The organism is Brevibacterium permense (assembly GCF_013280495.1).
GTDB lineage: Bacteria > Actinomycetota > Actinomycetes > Actinomycetales > Brevibacteriaceae > Brevibacterium > Brevibacterium permense.
In genome coordinates, this window is the sequence record NZ_JABSSX010000003.1 from 237,140 (window position 1) to 253,748 (window position 16,609).

Consider the following 16,609-nt stretch of genomic DNA (forward strand, 5'->3'; position numbering starts at 1 on the left):
CGGCGCGTCCCGTGCCGTCCCTCGGATCAGGAACTCAATCTGCCTCGGCCACGAAAGGTAGTGATACTCAGTTGCTCCGATGCAGCGCGTCCGGGTGCTCCCGCAGATGGCCTCCGAGTGCGTTGAACAGCTGTGCGCCCTTGGCGACATCGGCAACGGACTTGCAGAACGAATATCGGATCGAGGACCTATAGGCCTCGTATGCCGGGCTGCCCGGCCTGCACAGAGCCGGTACGGGAATTCCGACCAAGGAGAATTCTCTGGCCAGCAGCTCGTTGAGCTCGAAGGCATCGCGATCCGTCAGCGCAGAGAAGTCCACCACAGTGAAATAGCCGGCGCGCGGAGTGGACACTTCAGCGCCCGGCACCGAGCGACAGGCGGGGACGAGAACCTCGGCGCGTGCCCGCAGCGAAGCTCGGTTCTCGGCGACGAACTGAGAATCGCCGACCAGCATATCGGCCATTCCGATCTGCATCGGACCGCCGGCCGTGAACGACAGGAACTGCTTGACGGTCTGAATGGCCTGGCGAACCTCGGGAGAGGCGATGACCCAGCCGATCTTCCATCCCGTCGTATTCCATGATTTACCCGCCGAGGAGACCGTGACGACGCGTGCAGAATCCTCGATGGCAACGGCGGGAGGGACATGCCCCAGATCAGTGAGGACGAGCTGCTCGTAGACCTCATCGGAGAGCACCCAGGCGTCGACCTCCTCAGCGGCTCGTCCGATGCGGGCGAGATCAGCGGCAGAGAAGATGAAACCGGTGGGATTGTGCGGAGTGTTGACGAGGATGATCGCCGGATCGACTTCGGCGATGACTCGGTCGAAAGCCTCCCAGTCCGGGGCGAAGTCACCGTGGCCATCGGGGAGGATCGGCACCGTGTGCAGAGTTCCGCCGGCGGCAGCGATCGCCGCCGGATACGAGTCGTAGAACGGTTCGAAGGCGACGAGGGAGCCGCCGCGCGGCAGCAGTGCGAGGATCGCAGCGGTGAGGCCCTCCGTGGCGCCTGCAGTGTAGAGCACCTCGTCAGGATCGACGTGCTGGCCGAAATCGCGTCCGCGTTGAGCGGCCACAGCCTCGAGCAGCTGCGGGTATCCCTGACCGGGGGCGTACTGATTGAATCCGGCCCGCATCGCCTCATACGTAGCGGCGATGAGCTCGTCCGGGGGCTCCGTGCCTGGAGCGCCCTGCCCCAGGTTGACGGCTCCGACCTCGGCGGCGAACTTCGTCATCTGCCCGTAGATCGTCTCACCGATCGACCCATCCGGATTTGTCAGACCGGCGGCCTCGGCCATCTCATGCCACAGCGGGGCTCCCATGATGCCCGGCATCAGGAGACCTCCGCGGGAGCGACCCGACCGAGTCGATCGAGCGCGGCTTCATGGAGGCGAGAATTGCTGGCCAGCGCATTGCCGCCGAACGGCCCCGGAACACCGGCCGTGTTCGTGAAGGTGCCTCCGGCTTCGAGGACGATGGGTACGAGCGCTCCCATATCGTAGAGCGCGAGCTCGGGTTCGCAGGCGAGGTCGACAGCGCCCTCGGCGAGCAGCATATAGGAGTAGAAGTCGCCGTATCCGCGAGTGCGCCACAGCGAATCGCAGAGATCGAGGAACGCATCGAGGATGCCGAGTTCCTTCCAGCCCGACAGCGACGAATACGACAGGGACGCATCGGCGAGTGAATCGACGGATGACACAGCGATGCGTTCGGCCGGGGACCCGAGCTCGGTCGCGTAGGCGCCCTGGCCCGTCTCCGCCCACCATCGGCGACCGAGCGCGGGAGCGGAGACGACTCCCAGCAGCGGCTGATCACCGTCGTAGAGGGAGATCAGCGTCGCCCACACCGGCACCCCGCGCACAAAGTTCTTCGTTCCGTCGATGGGATCGATGATCCACCGTCGCGATGACTGCCCGTGTGCACCGAATTCCTCACCGAGCACGCTGTCATCGGGTCGAACCTCTGTGAGGTGATCCATGATCGCCTTCTCCACCGCACGGTCGCATTCGGTGACCGGAGTGAGATCGGGTTTGGTTTCGACGGCGAAGTCCTGTGCCCGGAAGTGCGGGTGGCTGATGGCATCGGCGAGATCGGCGAGTTCGATCGCCAGGTCGAGGTCGTTCATGCCTCCAGCCTATCCAGTCGAGGGCAGCAGCCGGCGCAGAGACTCCAGCCGTGAGACTCCTCCCGGTCCGGCCTTGCCGGCGGCCACCCATTCATCGAGTCGGCATCCGGGAGAGTCCGCGAGGTGAGTGCATCCGCGGGGGCAATCGGCCGTGGCCTCGACGAGTTCGGGGAAGGCGGAGAGCAGGGTCTCCCGGTCCACATGGGCCAGGCCGAAGCTGCGCACTCCCGGGGTGTCGATGAGCCATCCGCCGCGTTCCAACGGCAGGCACACGGCCGAGGACGAGGTGTGACGCCCGCGTCCGGTCACGTCGTTTACCTGGCCCGTCGCGCGCTCGGCGGCGGGAACGAGAACGTTGGTCAGCGTGGATTTGCCTACTCCGGAATGGCCGACGAGGACGCTGATGCGTCCGCGGAGACGTTCGGCCACCTCGGCGTGGGGTTCTGCCGCGTCGCGGGCCGCATCGTTCGCGGAGACTCTCGTATCGGTCGGCTCGGCGTCGGGATCGATGGAGGATTCGACGATGTCGATCCCGGACGCGGAGAAGCGTTCCTTCAGCTCCGTCGCCGGGCGCAGATCGGTCTTCGTGACGATGAGCAGGGGAGTGATCCCTGCGTCGAAGGCTGCGACGAGCGCGCGATCGATGAGACCGAACGAGGGATCCGGGTCCACGGTGGCCGTGACGATGCCCATGACGTCGACGTTGGCGACGAGGACGCGCTCGGTCGGGTCGGTGTCATCGGCGCTGCGGCGCAGCAGGGTCTGCCGCTCGGTGATCTCAACGAGCCTGGCCAGGGTGCCCTCGGTACCGGATGTGTCGCCGACGAGGCGGACGACGTCTCCGGGAACGATTGCCTGTTTGCGCAGGTGCGAGGCGCGCACCGCCGTCACCGAGGTGGCCCCACGTGACCGTTTCCCCTTCTTCCGAATCGGGGGGCTCGACGGGAAGTTCCCGTCGTCGTCAGCGAGGATGACCCGGTACCGGCCCCGATCCACCGCGGTGACCAGACCCGAAACAGCGTTCTTGTGGTCAGGGCGGTTCTTCGTCCGCGGTCGGGAACCGCGTCGGTTCGGCCGGGGGCGGTAGTCCTCATCGCGAAAGATCTTCGCCATATCAGGCTCCGGGGGTGAGCATGGCTTCCCACAGCTGAGTGAAGGCAGGCAGGGTCTTGGCCACAGTGCCGGCGTTCTCGATGACCATACCGTCATTGCGCAGGGCGAGGACGGCACCGGCCATCACCATGCGGTGGTCGTGGTAGGTATGCCACAGCGCCGGACGAAGGTGCGTGGTGCCGGTGATCGTCAGCGCCTCGGCATGTTCGACGACATCGACGCCGATGGCACCGTACTCTCTGGTCAGAGCCGCCAGTCGGTCGGTCTCGTGCCCGCGCAGATGCCCGATACCGCGCAGCTGCGACGTTCCCTCGGCCAAAGCTGCGAGAGCCGAGACCACGGGGGTGAGTTCGCCGACGGCCGACAGGTCGAGATCGACCGGGGTGAGCTGGTCCGGGCCCTGCACATGCAGTCCTTCCCTATCGAGGCGCACCGTGGCCCCGAAAGCCTCGGCGATCTCGCGGAAACCGTCACCTGCCTGCGTGGTGTGCACGGGCCAGTCGGCGATGGTCACGGATCCGGCGGTCGCTACGGCCGCCGCTGCGAAGGCTGCGGCATTGGACAGGTCGGGTTCGACCTGCACGTCGAGACCGCGCGGAAGTCCTGGTTCGACGATCCAGCGCTCGGGTTCGGGCTCGCTGATGTCGACGCCCGCGTCGCGGAGGACTTCGATCGTCATATCCACATGCGTTCGGCTGGGCACCGAGTCTGCAGTGTTGGTGAGTTCGAGTCCCAAAGGCATGACGGGAGCGGCGAGGAGCAGACCAGAGACGAATTGGCTGGAGGCGCTGGCGTCGATGCTGAGGTGGCCGCCGCGCAGCTGAGAGTCGGCGTGGATCGTCATCGGCAATGTGCTCGCGGCGGAGGTGATCGACGCACCGAGCTCCCGCAGCGACTCGATCGTCACCGACATCGGCCGCACCCGGGCCTGTTCGTCGCCGTCGAGGACGACCTCACGGCCTGTGAGCGCGGCAAGTGGGGGGATGAAGCGCATCACGGTTCCGGCGAGACCACAGTCGATGGTGATCGGTGCGGAATCCTGCGCAGCTGCGTCTGTGGGCGCGTGTCCGACTGGGAAAGGGATCGGCTCGATGTGGAGCTCATCGCCGTCTTCGTCGATCACGGCGCCGAGGCGACGCAGGGCGTCGACCATGAGAAGGGTGTCGCGGCTGCGCAGCCATCCTTTGAGATCGGATCCGGAACGGGCGAGAGCCGCAAGGATGAGATAGCGGTTCGTCAGGGACTTGGAACCGGGAACGGTCACAGTGGCAGAGACGGCGGAACCGGCGACCGGCGGCTGCCAGTCGCCGGTCGCCGGGGGAGTGCGCGTGGAGATGTCAGTCAACTCCGAGTGCGCTCAGAGCCTGCTTCGAGGTGTCTTCCACGCTCGACCACAGATCTTCGGCCGCGTGCTGAGTCCGCCACCACAGGCCGGGGCGTCCAGCAGTGTCGACGGCGGCGAGCAGGGCACCGCCGAGCATCGAGGTGCGCAGCAGAGTGCGTTCGTTGCGGGCCTTCTTCTCCTCCTTCGACTTCGTCTTGTCAGCAGACAGACGCTCACCGACGGTGTCGAGCAGGTAGGTGCCGACGAGGATCGATGCGCTGAGGCGGGGGAAGCGTCCGATGGCGAGCATCGAACCGGCAGCGACCTGTGCAACACCGGTGGCTCGGGCGAGCGTCACTGCTTCGACGGGGACGTCGACCTGCTTGCGAGCCTGATTGAGAAGCGGGCCGACCGATGCGGCCGCTGCCTCCGGCTTGCGCAGTCGTTCGACGCCGTTGAGTATGTAGCCGGCGGCCAGCATGGGCCGTGCGATAAGACGAATGGGAGACACAGTGGTCCTTCCTACGTGGCGGTCATCTCACTGGCAAGCATAACTGCTGAGGTGGGAATAGTGGGAGGTCGATCCGATGTTGTACGGGGTGAAGCCATTCGACGGTGCACCCGTCGGGAAGTCGACAGGCAGAAGGAGAAGTCTATGAGCGCCACTGCCGTCCTGGAGAGAACGGGCGTACCATTGACTGCGATGACCGAATCAGTCAAAGAAGCCCCCGAAACCGACGCCGAGAGGTCGGCGCGTTTCGAACGGGATGCTCTGGAATATGTCAACCAGCTCTACGCAGCTGCTCTGCGTATGACCCGAAATCCGGCCGACGCCGAAGACCTCGTCCAGGAAGCCTATGCGAAGGCGTATGCCGCCTTCCACCAGTACAAGCCCGGAACCAACCTCAAAGCCTGGTTGTATCGGATCCTGACGAACACCTTCATCAACAACTACCGCAAGAAGCAGCGTCAGCCGCAGGAACACGGCAGCGAAGACATCGAGGACTGGCAGATCGCACAGGCGAACAGCCACTCGTCCTCCGGCGGTCGTTCCGCCGAACTCGAAGTCCTCGACCACCTTCCCGACTCCGACGTCAAGGAAGCGCTCTCGGCACTGCCCGAAGACTTCCGCATGGTCGTCTACTATGCCGATGTCGAAGGACTGCCGTACAAGGAGATCGCCGAGATTATGGAGACGCCGATCGGCACTGTGATGTCTCGACTGCACCGCGGTCGCCGACAGCTGCGGGAGATGCTGGCCGACTACGCCGCCGAGCGCGGTTTCGTGAGTCCTGAGGGAGGTGCGAAATGAGCGACGAAGGATGCTGCGAAAGCGTCAGGACCGAGTCACTGATGCGCATCTATCACTACCTGGACGGAGAACTGACGACAACGGAGATCCGCGAGATCTCGATCCACCTCGAACAGTGCCCGTCGTGTCATGACGAGTACGAGATCGAAGCGCTGCTCAAAGAGCTCGTGCGTCGTTCGTGCAGCCACGACCGTGCCCCGATGGGACTGCGAGAGAAGATCCGGCAGCGGATAGCGCTCGAACAGAACTCCTGACCGGCGCCCAGACACAGGGGAGTCCAGGGACACAACGAAGGCGGGAAGAGATTCGAATCTCTTCCCGCCTTCGTCATTCACCGAACGTATCAGCGAATCATGCGTTTGGACGCTTGCCGTGGTTTGCTTTCTTACGGCGGCGATCGCGACGCTTACGGCCACGCTTGCTCATTGTGCCCTCCTTTGATAGACGCTCAATTGTCTCATGATGACCCGAGCAGAGCAAAGTCGGACCAGGTCACCCACCTTGCCGAATCGGTCTGACAAGATGATGCGACTGTCACCGCTGAGCTCTTCGTCGGCCGGGCATCGCAGAGATCTTCGGTCGGGCACCCCACCGACGGCTCAGCTGTCGCCGAGGACGTCCTGGATTCCCAGCCAGTTGAACCAGCCGCGATGGAGAACCAACCAGGCCAGCAGACCGTATCCTTCCTGCGCCGGCAGATGGTCCCGCGACGATGCGACCTCGCGCTGCCATACAGGATGGCCGAGTAGGGGCGTGAAGGTGTCGACATAGGTGATGCCTCGCCGCTTCGCCACATCGGAGAAGCTGGCATTGAGCTCGGCGATGCGACGGTTGCGATCACCGTCGTGTTCAGGCGGTGGGCCCAGCACGAACGTCGAGACCTTCCGAGCCAACGCCTCGTCGAGGATGTTGGCCACATCGAGGCGGGCCCTGGCCACCGAACGCCCCGAATCGAGATCCCCGGATCCCAGAGCCAACACCAGACGATTGTCCCCGTCCCGAGTGAACCGCAGGGACGCCTCGGCGATGGTCCGACCGTGAAGACCAGCGGAATCCTCGGCCGGCACGGCCAGGGGATACACCTTGAGTTCAGGCAGACTCGGCAGAGTCCTCGCCGTCACCCGACCGACCCACCCGAGGCCACGGCCATCGCCGTGGCCGGCGACCAAAGGGCCTCCGACCACGGCGATGGTTGTGGTGACGTCGCTGCTCACCGGCTGAAGATCCGGTCGACGAGTTCCTTCTGCTGGGCTTCGTGGAAGTGCTTGAGCCCAGTTGAGGTGGCTGCGGAAGCGGCACGAGAGATGACCTTGACCTCACGTCCGCCGAGGAGCTCGGGCAGGTGCAGTGCCATGAACGGCCATGCACCCTGGTTCTCCGGCTCTTCCTGGGCCCAGACGATCTCGGCATCGGCCGGGAAGCGGTCGAGCACGGCGGTGATGGCCGCCTCGTCGAGCGGGTAGAGCTGCTCGAGGCGGACGAGCGCCATCTTCGTGTCGTTGTCCTTCTCCCGCTTGGCCTTGAGCTCCCAGTAGAGCTTGCCGGAGACGAGGACGACGCGCTCGACCTGCGAGGCATCGACATCCGTATCGTCGATGACGGCCTGGAACTTGCCTGAGGTGAAGTCCTCCGGCGAGTTCGCTGCAGCCTTGAGGCGCAGCATCGACTTCGGGGTGAAGACGATGAGCGGACGCTTGTTCGTCGTCGAGGCGTGGCGACGCAGCAGGTGGAAGTACGAGGCACCCGAGGACGGGTGGGCCACCGTCATGTTGTTCTCCGCGCACAGCTGGAGGTAACGCTCGATGCGGCCCGAGGAATGGTCGGGTCCCTGACCCTCGTAGCCGTGGGGCAGGAGCATGACGACACCGGAGTTCTGCTGCCACTTCTGTTCGGAGGAGGAGATGAACTCGTCGATGACGGTCTGCGCACCCTGTGCGAAGTCACCGAACTGAGCCTCCCACGCCACGAGGGCGTCCTTGCGTTCGACGGAGTAGCCGTATTCGAAGCCGACGGCGGCGTACTCGCTGAGCAGGGAGTCGTAGACCCAGAATCGAGCCTGCTCCTCGGTGAGGTTCTGCAGCGGCGTCCATTCGTTGCCGTTGACCGAGTCGATGAGCACCGAGTGGCGCTGGACGAAGGTCCCGCGACGGGAGTCCTGGCCCGCCAGCCGCACCGGCACGCCGTCCATGAGCAGCGAACCGAAGGCCAGCAGCTCGGCGAAGCCCCAGTCGATTCCGCCCGACAGCGACATCTCCTTGCGCTTCTCGAGCAGCGCCCTCAGCTTCTTGTGAACCGTGAAGCCCTCGGGGATCTCGGTGAAGGCCTCGCCGATGCGCTGCAGCGTCTCGGTACTGATGGCCGTCTCGGCATCGTTGAACGTCTCGATGTCGCTGGGCTCGTAGGGAGCGTTGAACGCTTCTCCGTCGTAGGAACCGGTCTCGGCTTCCTTGGTCTCGGCGAAGGCCGATTCCAGCTTGGACTGGTAGTCCTTGAGCGCCTCGGCGGCTTCTTCGTCGGTGATGCACTTCCTGCCGACGAGGGATTCGGTGTAGAGCTTGCGCACCGAGCCCTTCTTCTCGATGAGGGAGTACATCGTCGGCTGGGTCATCGACGGATCGTCGCCCTCGTTGTGGCCGCGGCGGCGGTAGCACACGAGGTCGATGACGACGTCCCGGTTGAATTCCTGGCGGTATTCGAAAGCCAGGCGGGCCGCCCGGACGACGGCCTCGGGATCATCGCCGTTGACGTGGAAGATCGGGGCGTTGATCGACTTGGCGACGTCCGTGCAGTAGAACGAGGACCGCGCCGAGGCGGGGGGAGTGGTGAACCCGACCTGGTTGTTGATGATGACGTGAACCGTTCCGCCGGTGCGGTAGCCCCGCAGCTCGGAAAGGTTGAGCGTTTCGGTGACCACGCCCTGTCCGGCGAATGCGGCATCGCCGTGGACGAGGACCGGCAGCACGGTGAAACCGGACTCGCCCTGGTCGACGAGATCCTGCTTGGCGCGCACGATGCCCTCGAGGACCGGATCGACGGTCTCGAGGTGGCTGGGGTTGGCCGCGACGTAGACACCGGTGGTGTTGCCTGCCGGAGAGGTGAACGAACCCTTGGTGCCCAGGTGGTACTTCACATCGCCGGAGCCCTGGACGCTGTCCGGGGACATGGTTCCGTCGAACTCACGGAAGATCTGCGCATAGGACTTGCCGGCGATGTTCGTCAGCACGTTGAGGCGACCACGGTGGGCCATGCCGATGGCGACCTCATCGAGGCCGGTGTCGGCGGACTGGTTGAGGATCTCGTCGAGCAGGACGATCGCGGACTCTCCGCCTTCGAGGCTGAAGCGCTTCTGTCCGATGTACTTCGTCTGGAGGAAGGTCTCGAAGGCCTCGGCGGCGTTGAGACGGCCGAGGATGTGTCCCTGCTCCGAACGGGTGAGCTCCTGATGCGGAACCTCGATCTTCGACTGGAACCAGCGGCGCTGGACCGGGTCGGCGATGTGCATGTATTCGAAGCCGGTGGTCCGGCAGTAGCTCTCACGCAACAGTCCGAGGATGCTGCGGAAGGGCATCATCGGCTTCGATCCGAACCCGCCGGTGGGGAACTCGCGTTCGAGATCCCACAGAGTCAGACCGTGCTGATTGATATCGAGATCCGGGTGGGACCGCTGACGATAGACCAGAGGATCGATATTGGCCATGAGGTGACCGCGCGTGCGGTAGGCATCGATGAGTTCGATGACGCGTGCGGTCTTGTTGACGTCGTCCTGGTCTTCGGCCGAGACGTCCGGAACCCAGCGCACCGGTTCATAGGGCAGGCGCAGGGACTCGAAGACATCGTCGTAGAAGCCGTCTTCGCCGAGCAGGTAGCTGTGGACGAGCTTGAGGAACTCACCCGAACCGGCTCCCTGGATCACGCGGTGATCGTAGGTCGAGGTCATGGTCAGCACCTTGGACACGGCCAGAGAGTTGATGGTCTGCTGGCTGGCACCCTGGAACTCGGCGGGGTAGTCGAGCGCGCCGACGCCGATGATGCAGCCCTGGCCCTTGGTCAGACGCGGAACGGAGTGGACAGTGCCGATTCCGCCGGGGTTCGTCAGCGAGACGGTGGTGCCGGCGAAGTCGTCGGCGGTGAGCTTGCCCTGTCGTGCCTTGTCGACGAGGCCGTCGTAGGCGTCGACGAACTGGCGGAAGGTCAGCGTCTCGGCCTTCTTGACGTTGGGCACCAGCAGGGTGCGGGATCCGTCCTTCTTGGGCACGTCGATGGCGAGGCCGAAGTTGATGTGGGCGGGGGAGACCATCACAGGTTTGCCGTCGCGGACGTCGTAGGAGACGTTCTGCGAGGGGAAGTTCTGCAGGGCGCGGATCACGGCGAAGCCGATGAGGTGGGTGAAGGAGACCTTCCCGCCACGGGTGCGCTTGAGGTGCGAGTTGATGACGATCCGGTTGTCGATGAGCGCCTTGGCAGGCAGAGCCCGGACCGATGTGGCGGTCGGGACTTCGAGCGACTCATCCATGTTCTTGGCGATGAGCTTCGCGGGGCCGCGCAGGGGAGTGATCGTCTCCTCCGGCGCGGGCTTCGGTGCGGCTTCCTTCGCGGTGACCTTCGGCACGGACTTGGTCTCGGCCTTCAGCGTCTCGGACTCAGCCGAGGACGGGGAGACGCCGCGAGAGGTCTCACGGGAGGTCGCCGGGGATGAAGCTGAGGCAGGGGCTTTGGCATCCGACTTCTTAGCGGCCGGCTTCGCCTCCTGCTCGGCAGCGGACTCGGCAGCGGACTGAGCGCCTCCGCCGTTCTTCTCGTACTTGTCGAAGAAGGGCCACCAGGACTGGTCGACCGAATTCTTATCTGACTTGTACTGCTCATACAATTCCTCGACCAGCCACTCATTCGACCCGAAGTCTTCAACGGTGGGGTTCGGAGTATTGACGGACACGGCGTTGATCGCCTACTTCCTGATTCAAGACTTGCTGCTTAACGACATCTCCAAGCCTAACGTGATGTGCCATCGAATGTGCAGTTAATGGACAATAGTGTTATGCGTTTCATCTCGAACGACCCGAACACCGATCTCACCTACTCCGATGTCTTCCTCGTGCCGAATTCGTCTGCGCTGACTTCGCGCTTCGACGTCGACCTCACGACGACCGATCCGACCTGGTCGACGACGCCGCTCGTGGCAGCGAATATGACCGCAGTGTCCGGTCGACGGATGGCGGAGACGATGGCACGTCGAGGCGGACTGGCGGTACTGCCCCAGGACATTCCGCTGACCGCCGCGCAGGAGACCATCGCCTGGGTCAAGAGCCGCGACCGGATCTTCGAATCCGCACTGCGCTTCTCGCCTGAGGACACAGTGCTCAACGCCCTGCACGTGCTGGCCAAGCGTCCGCACGGCTTCGGCGTCGTCGCCGACGACGCGGGACGGCTCGAGGGCATCATCAATGCCGCGGATCTGCGCGGAGTCGATCGCTTCACCTCGGTGGCGGAGCTGTTGAACTCCTCACCGCATGTCATCCGCGCCTCCGAGGTCTACTGGGAGGACGCTGCGCAGCTGGAGTCCCTCTTCGAATCGATGACGGAATCACGAGCCGAGTTCGCCGCCGTCGTCGACGATGAGAACACGGTGCTCGGCAGCCTGACTCCGAAGTCGCTGCTGCGCTCGTCCATCTACACCCCCAATGTCGACGATCGGGGACGGCTGAAGATCGCCGTGGCCATCGGCGTCAACGGTGCCGCGGTCGAACGTGCCGCTGCGCTGGTCGAAGCCGGTGCGGACGTCCTCGTCGTCGACACCGCCCATGGTCACCAGGTGAAGATGCTCGACACGCTGTCGGCGATCGCCGATGCCGAGCTCGGGGTGCCGATCGTGGCCGGAAACGTCGTCACCGCCGAAGGAGTCCGCGACCTCGTCACTGCCGGCGCCGACATCGTCAAGGTCGGAGTCGGCCCGGGCGCCATGTGCACGACCCGGATGATGACCGCGGTCGGTCGTCCACAGTTCTCCGCAGTGCTCGAATGCGCCGAGGCGGCTCGCGAGCTGGGTGCCTACGTGTGGGCCGACGGCGGAGTCCGCTACCCCCGCGATGTCGCTCTGGCCCTGGCCGCCGGGGCCTCTCAGGTGATGGTCGGATCCTGGTTCGCCGGGACCCACGAGTCGCCCGGGGACCTGCTCGTCGACGGAGAGGGCCGGAAGTACAAGGAGAGCTTCGGCATGGCTTCGGCTCGGGCCGTGGCCAACCGGACCAGAGCGGAATCGGCCTTTGCGCGTGCTCGGAAGGGACTGTTCGAAGAGGGCATCTCTTCGTCGACCATGTACATCGACCCTGAATCTCCTGGGGTCGAGGACCTGATCGACGGCATCACTTCGGGCGTCCGCAGCTCCTGCACCTATGCCGGGGCCGGTGATCTCGGAGAATTCGCGCGTCTGGCCGCGGTCGGTGTCCAGAGCGCCGCCGGCTACGAAGAGGGCCGACCGCTGTCGGGAAGTTGGTAAGATCTCCTCATGCACAGTGACAGTCCCGGCCGGCGGGAAGCCGGCGCCCCAGATGACGACCCTCACCCCGCGAGGGTCTCAGACCTCACCTGCTCTGCTGAGCAGACAGCGAACGGCGGGGACAGTCACTGATGGAATGGATACTCCTCGCCCTCGCACTGCTGCTCATCCTCGGCACCGGAGTCTTCGTCGCAGCCGAATTCTCGCTGCTGACGCTTGACCGCCATACAGCCGATAAGGCGGTTGAAGAAGGTGTCGTCGGCGCGAAGACGCTTCGGCGTTCGATGACCCACCTGTCCACCCAGCTCTCGGCAGCGCAGGTGGGCATCACGATCACCACTCTGCTCACCGGTTACCTCATGGAACCGTCCTTGGGCAGGCTGCTGGCGCCGCTGTTCGAGGCCTGGGGCGTCGGCCCCGGCCTCGCGGCCCCGCTGGCGCTGACCATCGCCCTCATCGTCTCCACCGTGGGATCGATGATCTTCGGAGAGCTCGTGCCGAAGAACCTCGCCATCGCTGTGCCGCTGGCGACCGGTCGCATCGCCGCACCGATCCAGTACGTCTTCTCGCTCGTCTTCAAACCCGTCATCGCCGTCCTCAACGGCACGGCGAACAAGATCCTGATGTCGATGGGCATCGAGCCGCAGGAAGAAGGTTCGGTGGGGCGTTCCCCGGAGGAGCTGACCTCACTCGTGAGGCACTCCGCCGAAGAGGGCGTGCTCGATGAGCAGACAGCAGGTCTGCTGGAGAGGACTCTGAGCTTCTCCGAACGCACCGCGGAAGACGTGATGACTCCGCGCACGCGCATGTCCACGGTGGACAAGGACACCACGGCTCGACAGATCATCGAACAGGCCCGGGACACCGGATTCTCCCGGTTTCCCGTGGCTGACGAGGACAAGGACCACATCGTCGGAGTCGTTCACGTCAAACAGGCCTTCGCCGTGCCTCCGAGCAACCGCGACGACGCCTACGCAGGAGGGCTGATGACCGAGGTTCGTGAGATCCCGGAGACGCAGCGCCTCGACCCGCTGCTCTTGGAGCTGCGCGCCACCGGCCTGCAGATGGCTGTGGTCGTCGATGAGTTCGGCGGCACAGCCGGAGTGGTCACTCTCGAGGATGTCGTCGAGGAGCTCGTGGGCGAGGTCGCCGATGAGCATGATCGGATGCGCGTCGCGGCACGACCGGCTCGCGACGGCTCCTGGATAGTGCCCGGTCAGCTGCGACCCGATGAGATCTCGTCGACGATCGGGGTCAACATCCCGGAGGACTCGGACTACGAGACTATGGCCGGATTCGTCCTCAAGGAGCTCGGAAGGATCCCCGAACCGGGTGACGAGGTCTGCATGGAGGATGCCCGCATCGTGGTCGAACGGATGCATGGACGACGCATCGAACGCCTCCGGGTGGTGCTGCGCGCCGCCGACGCGGGGGGTTTCGAAACCGGAGGTGAGACTCGATGAGCGCCGATTGGTTCGGACTGGTCTGGCTGGTCGTTCTCCTGCTGGGCAACTCCTTCTTCGTCGCCGCCGAATTCGCGGTGGTCGCTGCCAAGCGATCACAGATCGAGCCGCGAGCGGCAGAAGGCTCCGCGGCGGCCAAGACCGCTCTCTATGCGATGGAGCACGTGTCACTGATGCTGGCGATCTGCCAGCTCGGCATCACTGTGTGCTCCCTGCTTCTGGGCAATGTGGCCGAACCGGCCATCCACCACCTGCTCGCCGGTCCCCTCGAGGGCCTGGGCATTCCCGCCGGACTGTCCTCGACGATCTCCTTCGTCCTGGCGCTCGGCGTCGTCACCTACCTGCACGTGGTCATCGGTGAGATGGTGCCGAAGAACCTGGCGCTGGCCGCCTCCGGCCAGGCCGTGATGCTGCTGGCGACACCGCTGGTGTTCCTGGCGCGGGTCTTCGGTTTCGTCATCCGCCCCCTCAACGGCCTGGCCAATGGGGTCCTCCACCTGTTCAAGATCGAGGCCCGTGACGAGGTCAATGAGGCCTATACGATCGAGCAGGTCGAATCGATCGTGGCCGAGTCGAAGCGCGAAGGACTGCTCAGTGATGACACAGGGCTGCTCAAGGGGGCCATCGAGTTCAGCGACAAGACTGCGTCCGACATCATGGTCCCGATGTCCGAACTCGTCACGATCTCGGACAAGGTGACCCCGAACGAGCTTGTGACCTTGGTCGGCAAGACAGGCTTCTCCCGCTACTTCGTCGTCGGTGACGACGGGTATCCGCAGGACTACCTCCACATCAAGGATGTCCTCTACGCGGACACCGAAGAGGCCTTCGACGCTCCGGTGCAGAGCAAGCGCTTCCGCCCCCTGTTCACGGTCACTGCCGATGACGAGGTCGAAGAGGCGCTGGCGCAGATGCAGAAGGCCGGAATCCATGTCGCCCGCGTCATCGACTCGCAGGCGCAGGTCCTCGGCGTGCTGTTCCTCGAGGACGTGCTCGAAGAGCTCGTCGGCGAAGTCCAGGACGCGATGCAGCGGGGACGATTCGACTTCCGCCGCTGAGCATTCTGCGCCGGCCGATCCGCCCGGCTCACCCTTTCGCCTCGACGGCGGTCTCCTGATTGCGGGGAGGCCGCCGTCGAGGCGTCGCGTCCGCTCCCGGCGCTGTGGCGGTGTGCGGGGCCATGTGTTCGGCTGTCGGACAGCGTCTGTGCTCGTGGGAAGTGCCGCTCGATGCGGACTCCCAAAGGTGACCGACTGTGTAATGGTTCGTAACGAAACGGTGATTCAGGACACCTGGAGTAGGGCGCCTGTAGTGATCTGTGACCATGCATCGTCAGGAAATGTCCTGGTCACACGCTGTGAATGAACTGAAGGTGACATTCTGTAACAATGTCGTTATAGTGTTGTGACATCAGCTTTCGGGCGCCCGGCAGAGGGCTTCCACCGCACAATCTTCACCAACAGTATGGAGCACTATGTCGAGTGAGCTCTCGACCGTCGAGGCGCCGCAGGTCCGCCGACGTGATCTGCGGAAGCAGAACGCCTCTTCGCAGGTTTCGACGATCAACTCTTCGCATCCCGTGACATCGCAGTCGCGGAACAGCGCATCCGCAGTCCTTTCACCTCGTCGCGCGGCGATGGCAGCCGAGGCCCGCGCAGCAGCGGGCTCACCGCGACGGGCAGCGATGGCCAAAGAGGCTTCTCGGCCGATGACCCCTGCGGGTCATACGTCGACGCTGGCCGCGGCTGAGCTCGGCAACCGCGGTTCCGACGGTTCGCTGCTGCGCTCGGTCCGCCGCCGTCAGGTCACCACATTCTCCGCTCTGGCCACCGTCTCGGTCACCGGTACCGCCATCGCTGCCGTGATGGTCGCCGGCAACATGAGCGGCAACCAGGAAGTCAAGGTCGACGACACGGCCGCACAGTCCCAGCCACGTGCGATCAACGCCGAATCGGTCTCCGCCGACATCAAGGTCGACGACGATGACAAGACCTCGATGACCATCGGCGCCCCGAGCGCCAAGCAGACCAAGGTCGACGCGGCATCTCGCGCGATCACGAAGACCGTTCTGCCCGGCTGTGACGAAGCAGCGCCGAAGGGCGAGGCGAGCAACGGCGAGCTGCCCGACGGATGGCTGTGTGAGATCGGCGTGGGCAACCACAAGCTGCGCTCCGATGCGGCTGTGTCGTTCGCGAAGATGAACGCTGCCTTCAAGAAGGACACCGGCAAAGACCTCGCAGTCACCGACTCCTACCGGTCGCTGGAATCACAGGTCTCCGTCGCCGCACGCAAGCCCGGCTTCGCAGCTCGTCCCGGAACCTCCAACCACGGTTGGGGCCTGGCACTGGACCTCGGCGCGGGAACGCAGAACGGAACCGGCCAGCAGTACGAATGGCTCGTCGCCAACGCTGAGAAGTTCGGGTGGGAGAATCCGGACTGGGCCAAGCGCAATTCCTATGAGCTCTGGCACTGGGAATATGTGCCCGGCCGCAAGGCTATGAAGGGTGCCTGATCTGCTCGAATATCGCTGATCACAGCCCCACGACACCGCGGGCAGTCCTCGGAGGACTGCTCGCGGTGTCGTTTTGGGAGGTGGTGCCCAACGGTGATAGAGTTGCAACCGTTGCCCGCGTAGCTCAGTGGATAGAGCGTCTGCCTCCGGAGCAGAAGGTCGTAGGTTCGAATCCTGTCGCGGGCACCACGATGCCGCCCATCTCAACTTCTGAGGTGGGCGGTTCTGCATAGGCGGTCCGAGTGGTCGGTGGTGCAGCCAGGATCTA

At 64.5% G+C, this 16,609-nt stretch carries 14 protein-coding genes and 1 tRNA gene; 7 read left to right on the forward strand and 8 right to left on the reverse strand.

Features of this window, described 5'->3' with window-relative positions:
* Nucleotides 1-67: 67 nt before the first annotated feature.
* Genes HK353_RS06090 through HK353_RS06110 form a run of 5 tightly spaced genes read right to left on the reverse strand, consistent with a single transcriptional unit; the run spans nucleotide 68 to nucleotide 5,072 of the window.
* Nucleotides 68-1,333, reverse strand: coding sequence for an aminotransferase class I/II-fold pyridoxal phosphate-dependent enzyme (locus tag HK353_RS06090; protein WP_173153870.1), 1,266 nt, complete (start codon nucleotides 1,331-1,333; stop codon nucleotides 68-70).
* Entirely contained in the window at nucleotides 1,333-2,124 is a 792-nt protein-coding gene (hisN, locus tag HK353_RS06095) for a histidinol-phosphatase (protein ID WP_173153873.1), read from the reverse strand. The genes HK353_RS06090 and hisN overlap by 1 nt, the downstream gene beginning before the upstream one ends.
* A 9-nt stretch (nucleotides 2,125-2,133) precedes the next feature.
* Entirely contained in the window at nucleotides 2,134-3,237 is a 1,104-nt protein-coding gene (gene rsgA, locus HK353_RS06100; protein ID WP_173153876.1) for a ribosome small subunit-dependent GTPase A, read from the reverse strand.
* Between the two features lies 1 nt (nucleotide 3,238).
* On the reverse strand, nucleotides 3,239-4,582 hold the full coding sequence (gene aroA / locus HK353_RS06105) for a 3-phosphoshikimate 1-carboxyvinyltransferase (RefSeq protein WP_217278295.1): 1,344 nt from the start codon (nucleotides 4,580-4,582) through the stop codon (nucleotides 3,239-3,241).
* Nucleotides 4,575-5,072 (reverse strand): DoxX family protein, encoded by a 498-nt coding sequence (locus HK353_RS06110; RefSeq protein ID WP_173153879.1) that lies wholly within the window; start codon nucleotides 5,070-5,072, stop codon nucleotides 4,575-4,577. The genes aroA and HK353_RS06110 overlap by 8 nt, the downstream gene beginning before the upstream one ends.
* A gap of 144 nt (nucleotides 5,073-5,216) precedes the next feature.
* Between HK353_RS06110 and HK353_RS06115 the strand changes: the two genes are divergently transcribed.
* Nucleotides 5,217-5,873 carry a sigma-70 family RNA polymerase sigma factor gene (locus HK353_RS06115; protein WP_413774235.1) on the forward strand — a complete coding sequence of 219 codons (657 nt, stop codon included), beginning with the start codon at nucleotides 5,217-5,219 and terminating at the stop codon, nucleotides 5,871-5,873.
* Nucleotides 5,870-6,127 carry a mycothiol system anti-sigma-R factor gene (gene rsrA, locus HK353_RS06120; RefSeq protein WP_039210641.1) on the forward strand — a complete coding sequence of 86 codons (258 nt, stop codon included), beginning with the start codon at nucleotides 5,870-5,872 and terminating at the stop codon, nucleotides 6,125-6,127. The genes HK353_RS06115 and rsrA overlap by 4 nt, the downstream gene beginning before the upstream one ends.
* A gap of 97 nt (nucleotides 6,128-6,224) precedes the next feature.
* Here rsrA and HK353_RS17560 read toward each other — a convergent pair whose 3' ends face one another.
* The 3 genes from HK353_RS17560 to HK353_RS06130 all read right to left on the reverse strand — a co-directional run bounded on the left by HK353_RS17560 (nucleotide 6,225) and on the right by HK353_RS06130 (nucleotide 10,806).
* Nucleotides 6,225-6,299: a 50S ribosomal protein bL37 gene (locus HK353_RS17560; protein WP_098731028.1), complete on the reverse strand. Its 75-nt coding sequence runs from the start codon at nucleotides 6,297-6,299 to the stop codon at nucleotides 6,225-6,227.
* 173 nt (nucleotides 6,300-6,472) lie between these two features.
* On the reverse strand, nucleotides 6,473-7,087 hold the full coding sequence (locus HK353_RS06125; protein ID WP_173153885.1) for a GDSL-type esterase/lipase family protein: 615 nt from the start codon (nucleotides 7,085-7,087) through the stop codon (nucleotides 6,473-6,475).
* Complete coding sequence (locus tag HK353_RS06130) at nucleotides 7,084-10,806, reverse strand: multifunctional oxoglutarate decarboxylase/oxoglutarate dehydrogenase thiamine pyrophosphate-binding subunit/dihydrolipoyllysine-residue succinyltransferase subunit (RefSeq protein WP_173153888.1); 3,723 nt, start codon at nucleotides 10,804-10,806, stop codon at nucleotides 7,084-7,086. Before HK353_RS06130 ends, HK353_RS06125 begins: the two co-directional genes overlap by 4 nt.
* A gap of 102 nt (nucleotides 10,807-10,908) precedes the next feature.
* Here HK353_RS06130 and guaB1 point away from each other — a divergent pair, with 102 nt between their 5' ends.
* The 5 genes from guaB1 (at nucleotide 10,909) to HK353_RS06155 (ending at nucleotide 16,530) form a co-directional block, all read left to right on the forward strand.
* A complete protein-coding gene (gene guaB1, locus HK353_RS06135) occupies nucleotides 10,909-12,366 on the forward strand; it encodes a GMP reductase (protein ID WP_173153891.1) in 1,458 nt (485 codons plus the stop codon).
* Nucleotides 12,367-12,497: 131 nt separating this feature from the next.
* Nucleotides 12,498-13,829 carry a hemolysin family protein gene (locus HK353_RS06140; RefSeq protein ID WP_173153894.1) on the forward strand — a complete coding sequence of 444 codons (1,332 nt, stop codon included), beginning with the start codon at nucleotides 12,498-12,500 and terminating at the stop codon, nucleotides 13,827-13,829.
* Nucleotides 13,826-14,887: a hemolysin family protein gene (locus tag HK353_RS06145; protein ID WP_173153897.1), complete on the forward strand. Its 1,062-nt coding sequence runs from the start codon at nucleotides 13,826-13,828 to the stop codon at nucleotides 14,885-14,887. Before HK353_RS06140 ends, HK353_RS06145 begins: the two co-directional genes overlap by 4 nt.
* A gap of 416 nt (nucleotides 14,888-15,303) precedes the next feature.
* Nucleotides 15,304-16,341 carry a M15 family metallopeptidase gene (locus HK353_RS06150; RefSeq protein WP_173153900.1) on the forward strand — a complete coding sequence of 346 codons (1,038 nt, stop codon included), beginning with the start codon at nucleotides 15,304-15,306 and terminating at the stop codon, nucleotides 16,339-16,341.
* A gap of 113 nt (nucleotides 16,342-16,454) precedes the next feature.
* A tRNA-Arg gene (locus HK353_RS06155) sits at nucleotides 16,455-16,530 on the forward strand.
* The last annotated feature ends 79 nt before the right edge of the window (nucleotides 16,531-16,609 follow it).

Bases quoted from the DNA above. Each gene is read 5' to 3' on its own strand.
- HK353_RS06090 (WP_173153870.1), bottom strand. From the start codon at position 1,333: ATGCCGGGCATCATGGGAGCCCCGCTGTGGCATGAGATGGCCGAGGCC.
- hisN (WP_173153873.1), bottom strand. From the start codon at position 2,124: ATGAACGACCTCGACCTGGCGATCGAACTCGCCGATCTCGCCGATGCC.
- rsgA (WP_173153876.1), bottom strand. From the start codon at position 3,237: ATGGCGAAGATCTTTCGCGATGAGGACTACCGCCCCCGGCCGAACCGA.
- HK353_RS06115 (WP_413774235.1), top strand. From the start codon at position 5,217: ATGAGCGCCACTGCCGTCCTGGAGAGAACGGGCGTACCATTGACTGCG.
- rsrA (WP_039210641.1), top strand. From the start codon at position 5,870: ATGAGCGACGAAGGATGCTGCGAAAGCGTCAGGACCGAGTCACTGATG.
- guaB1 (WP_173153891.1), top strand. From the start codon at position 10,909: ATGCGTTTCATCTCGAACGACCCGAACACCGATCTCACCTACTCCGAT.
- HK353_RS06140 (WP_173153894.1), top strand. From the start codon at position 12,498: ATGGAATGGATACTCCTCGCCCTCGCACTGCTGCTCATCCTCGGCACC.
- HK353_RS06145 (WP_173153897.1), top strand. From the start codon at position 13,826: ATGAGCGCCGATTGGTTCGGACTGGTCTGGCTGGTCGTTCTCCTGCTG.
- HK353_RS06150 (WP_173153900.1), top strand. From the start codon at position 15,304: ATGTCGAGTGAGCTCTCGACCGTCGAGGCGCCGCAGGTCCGCCGACGT.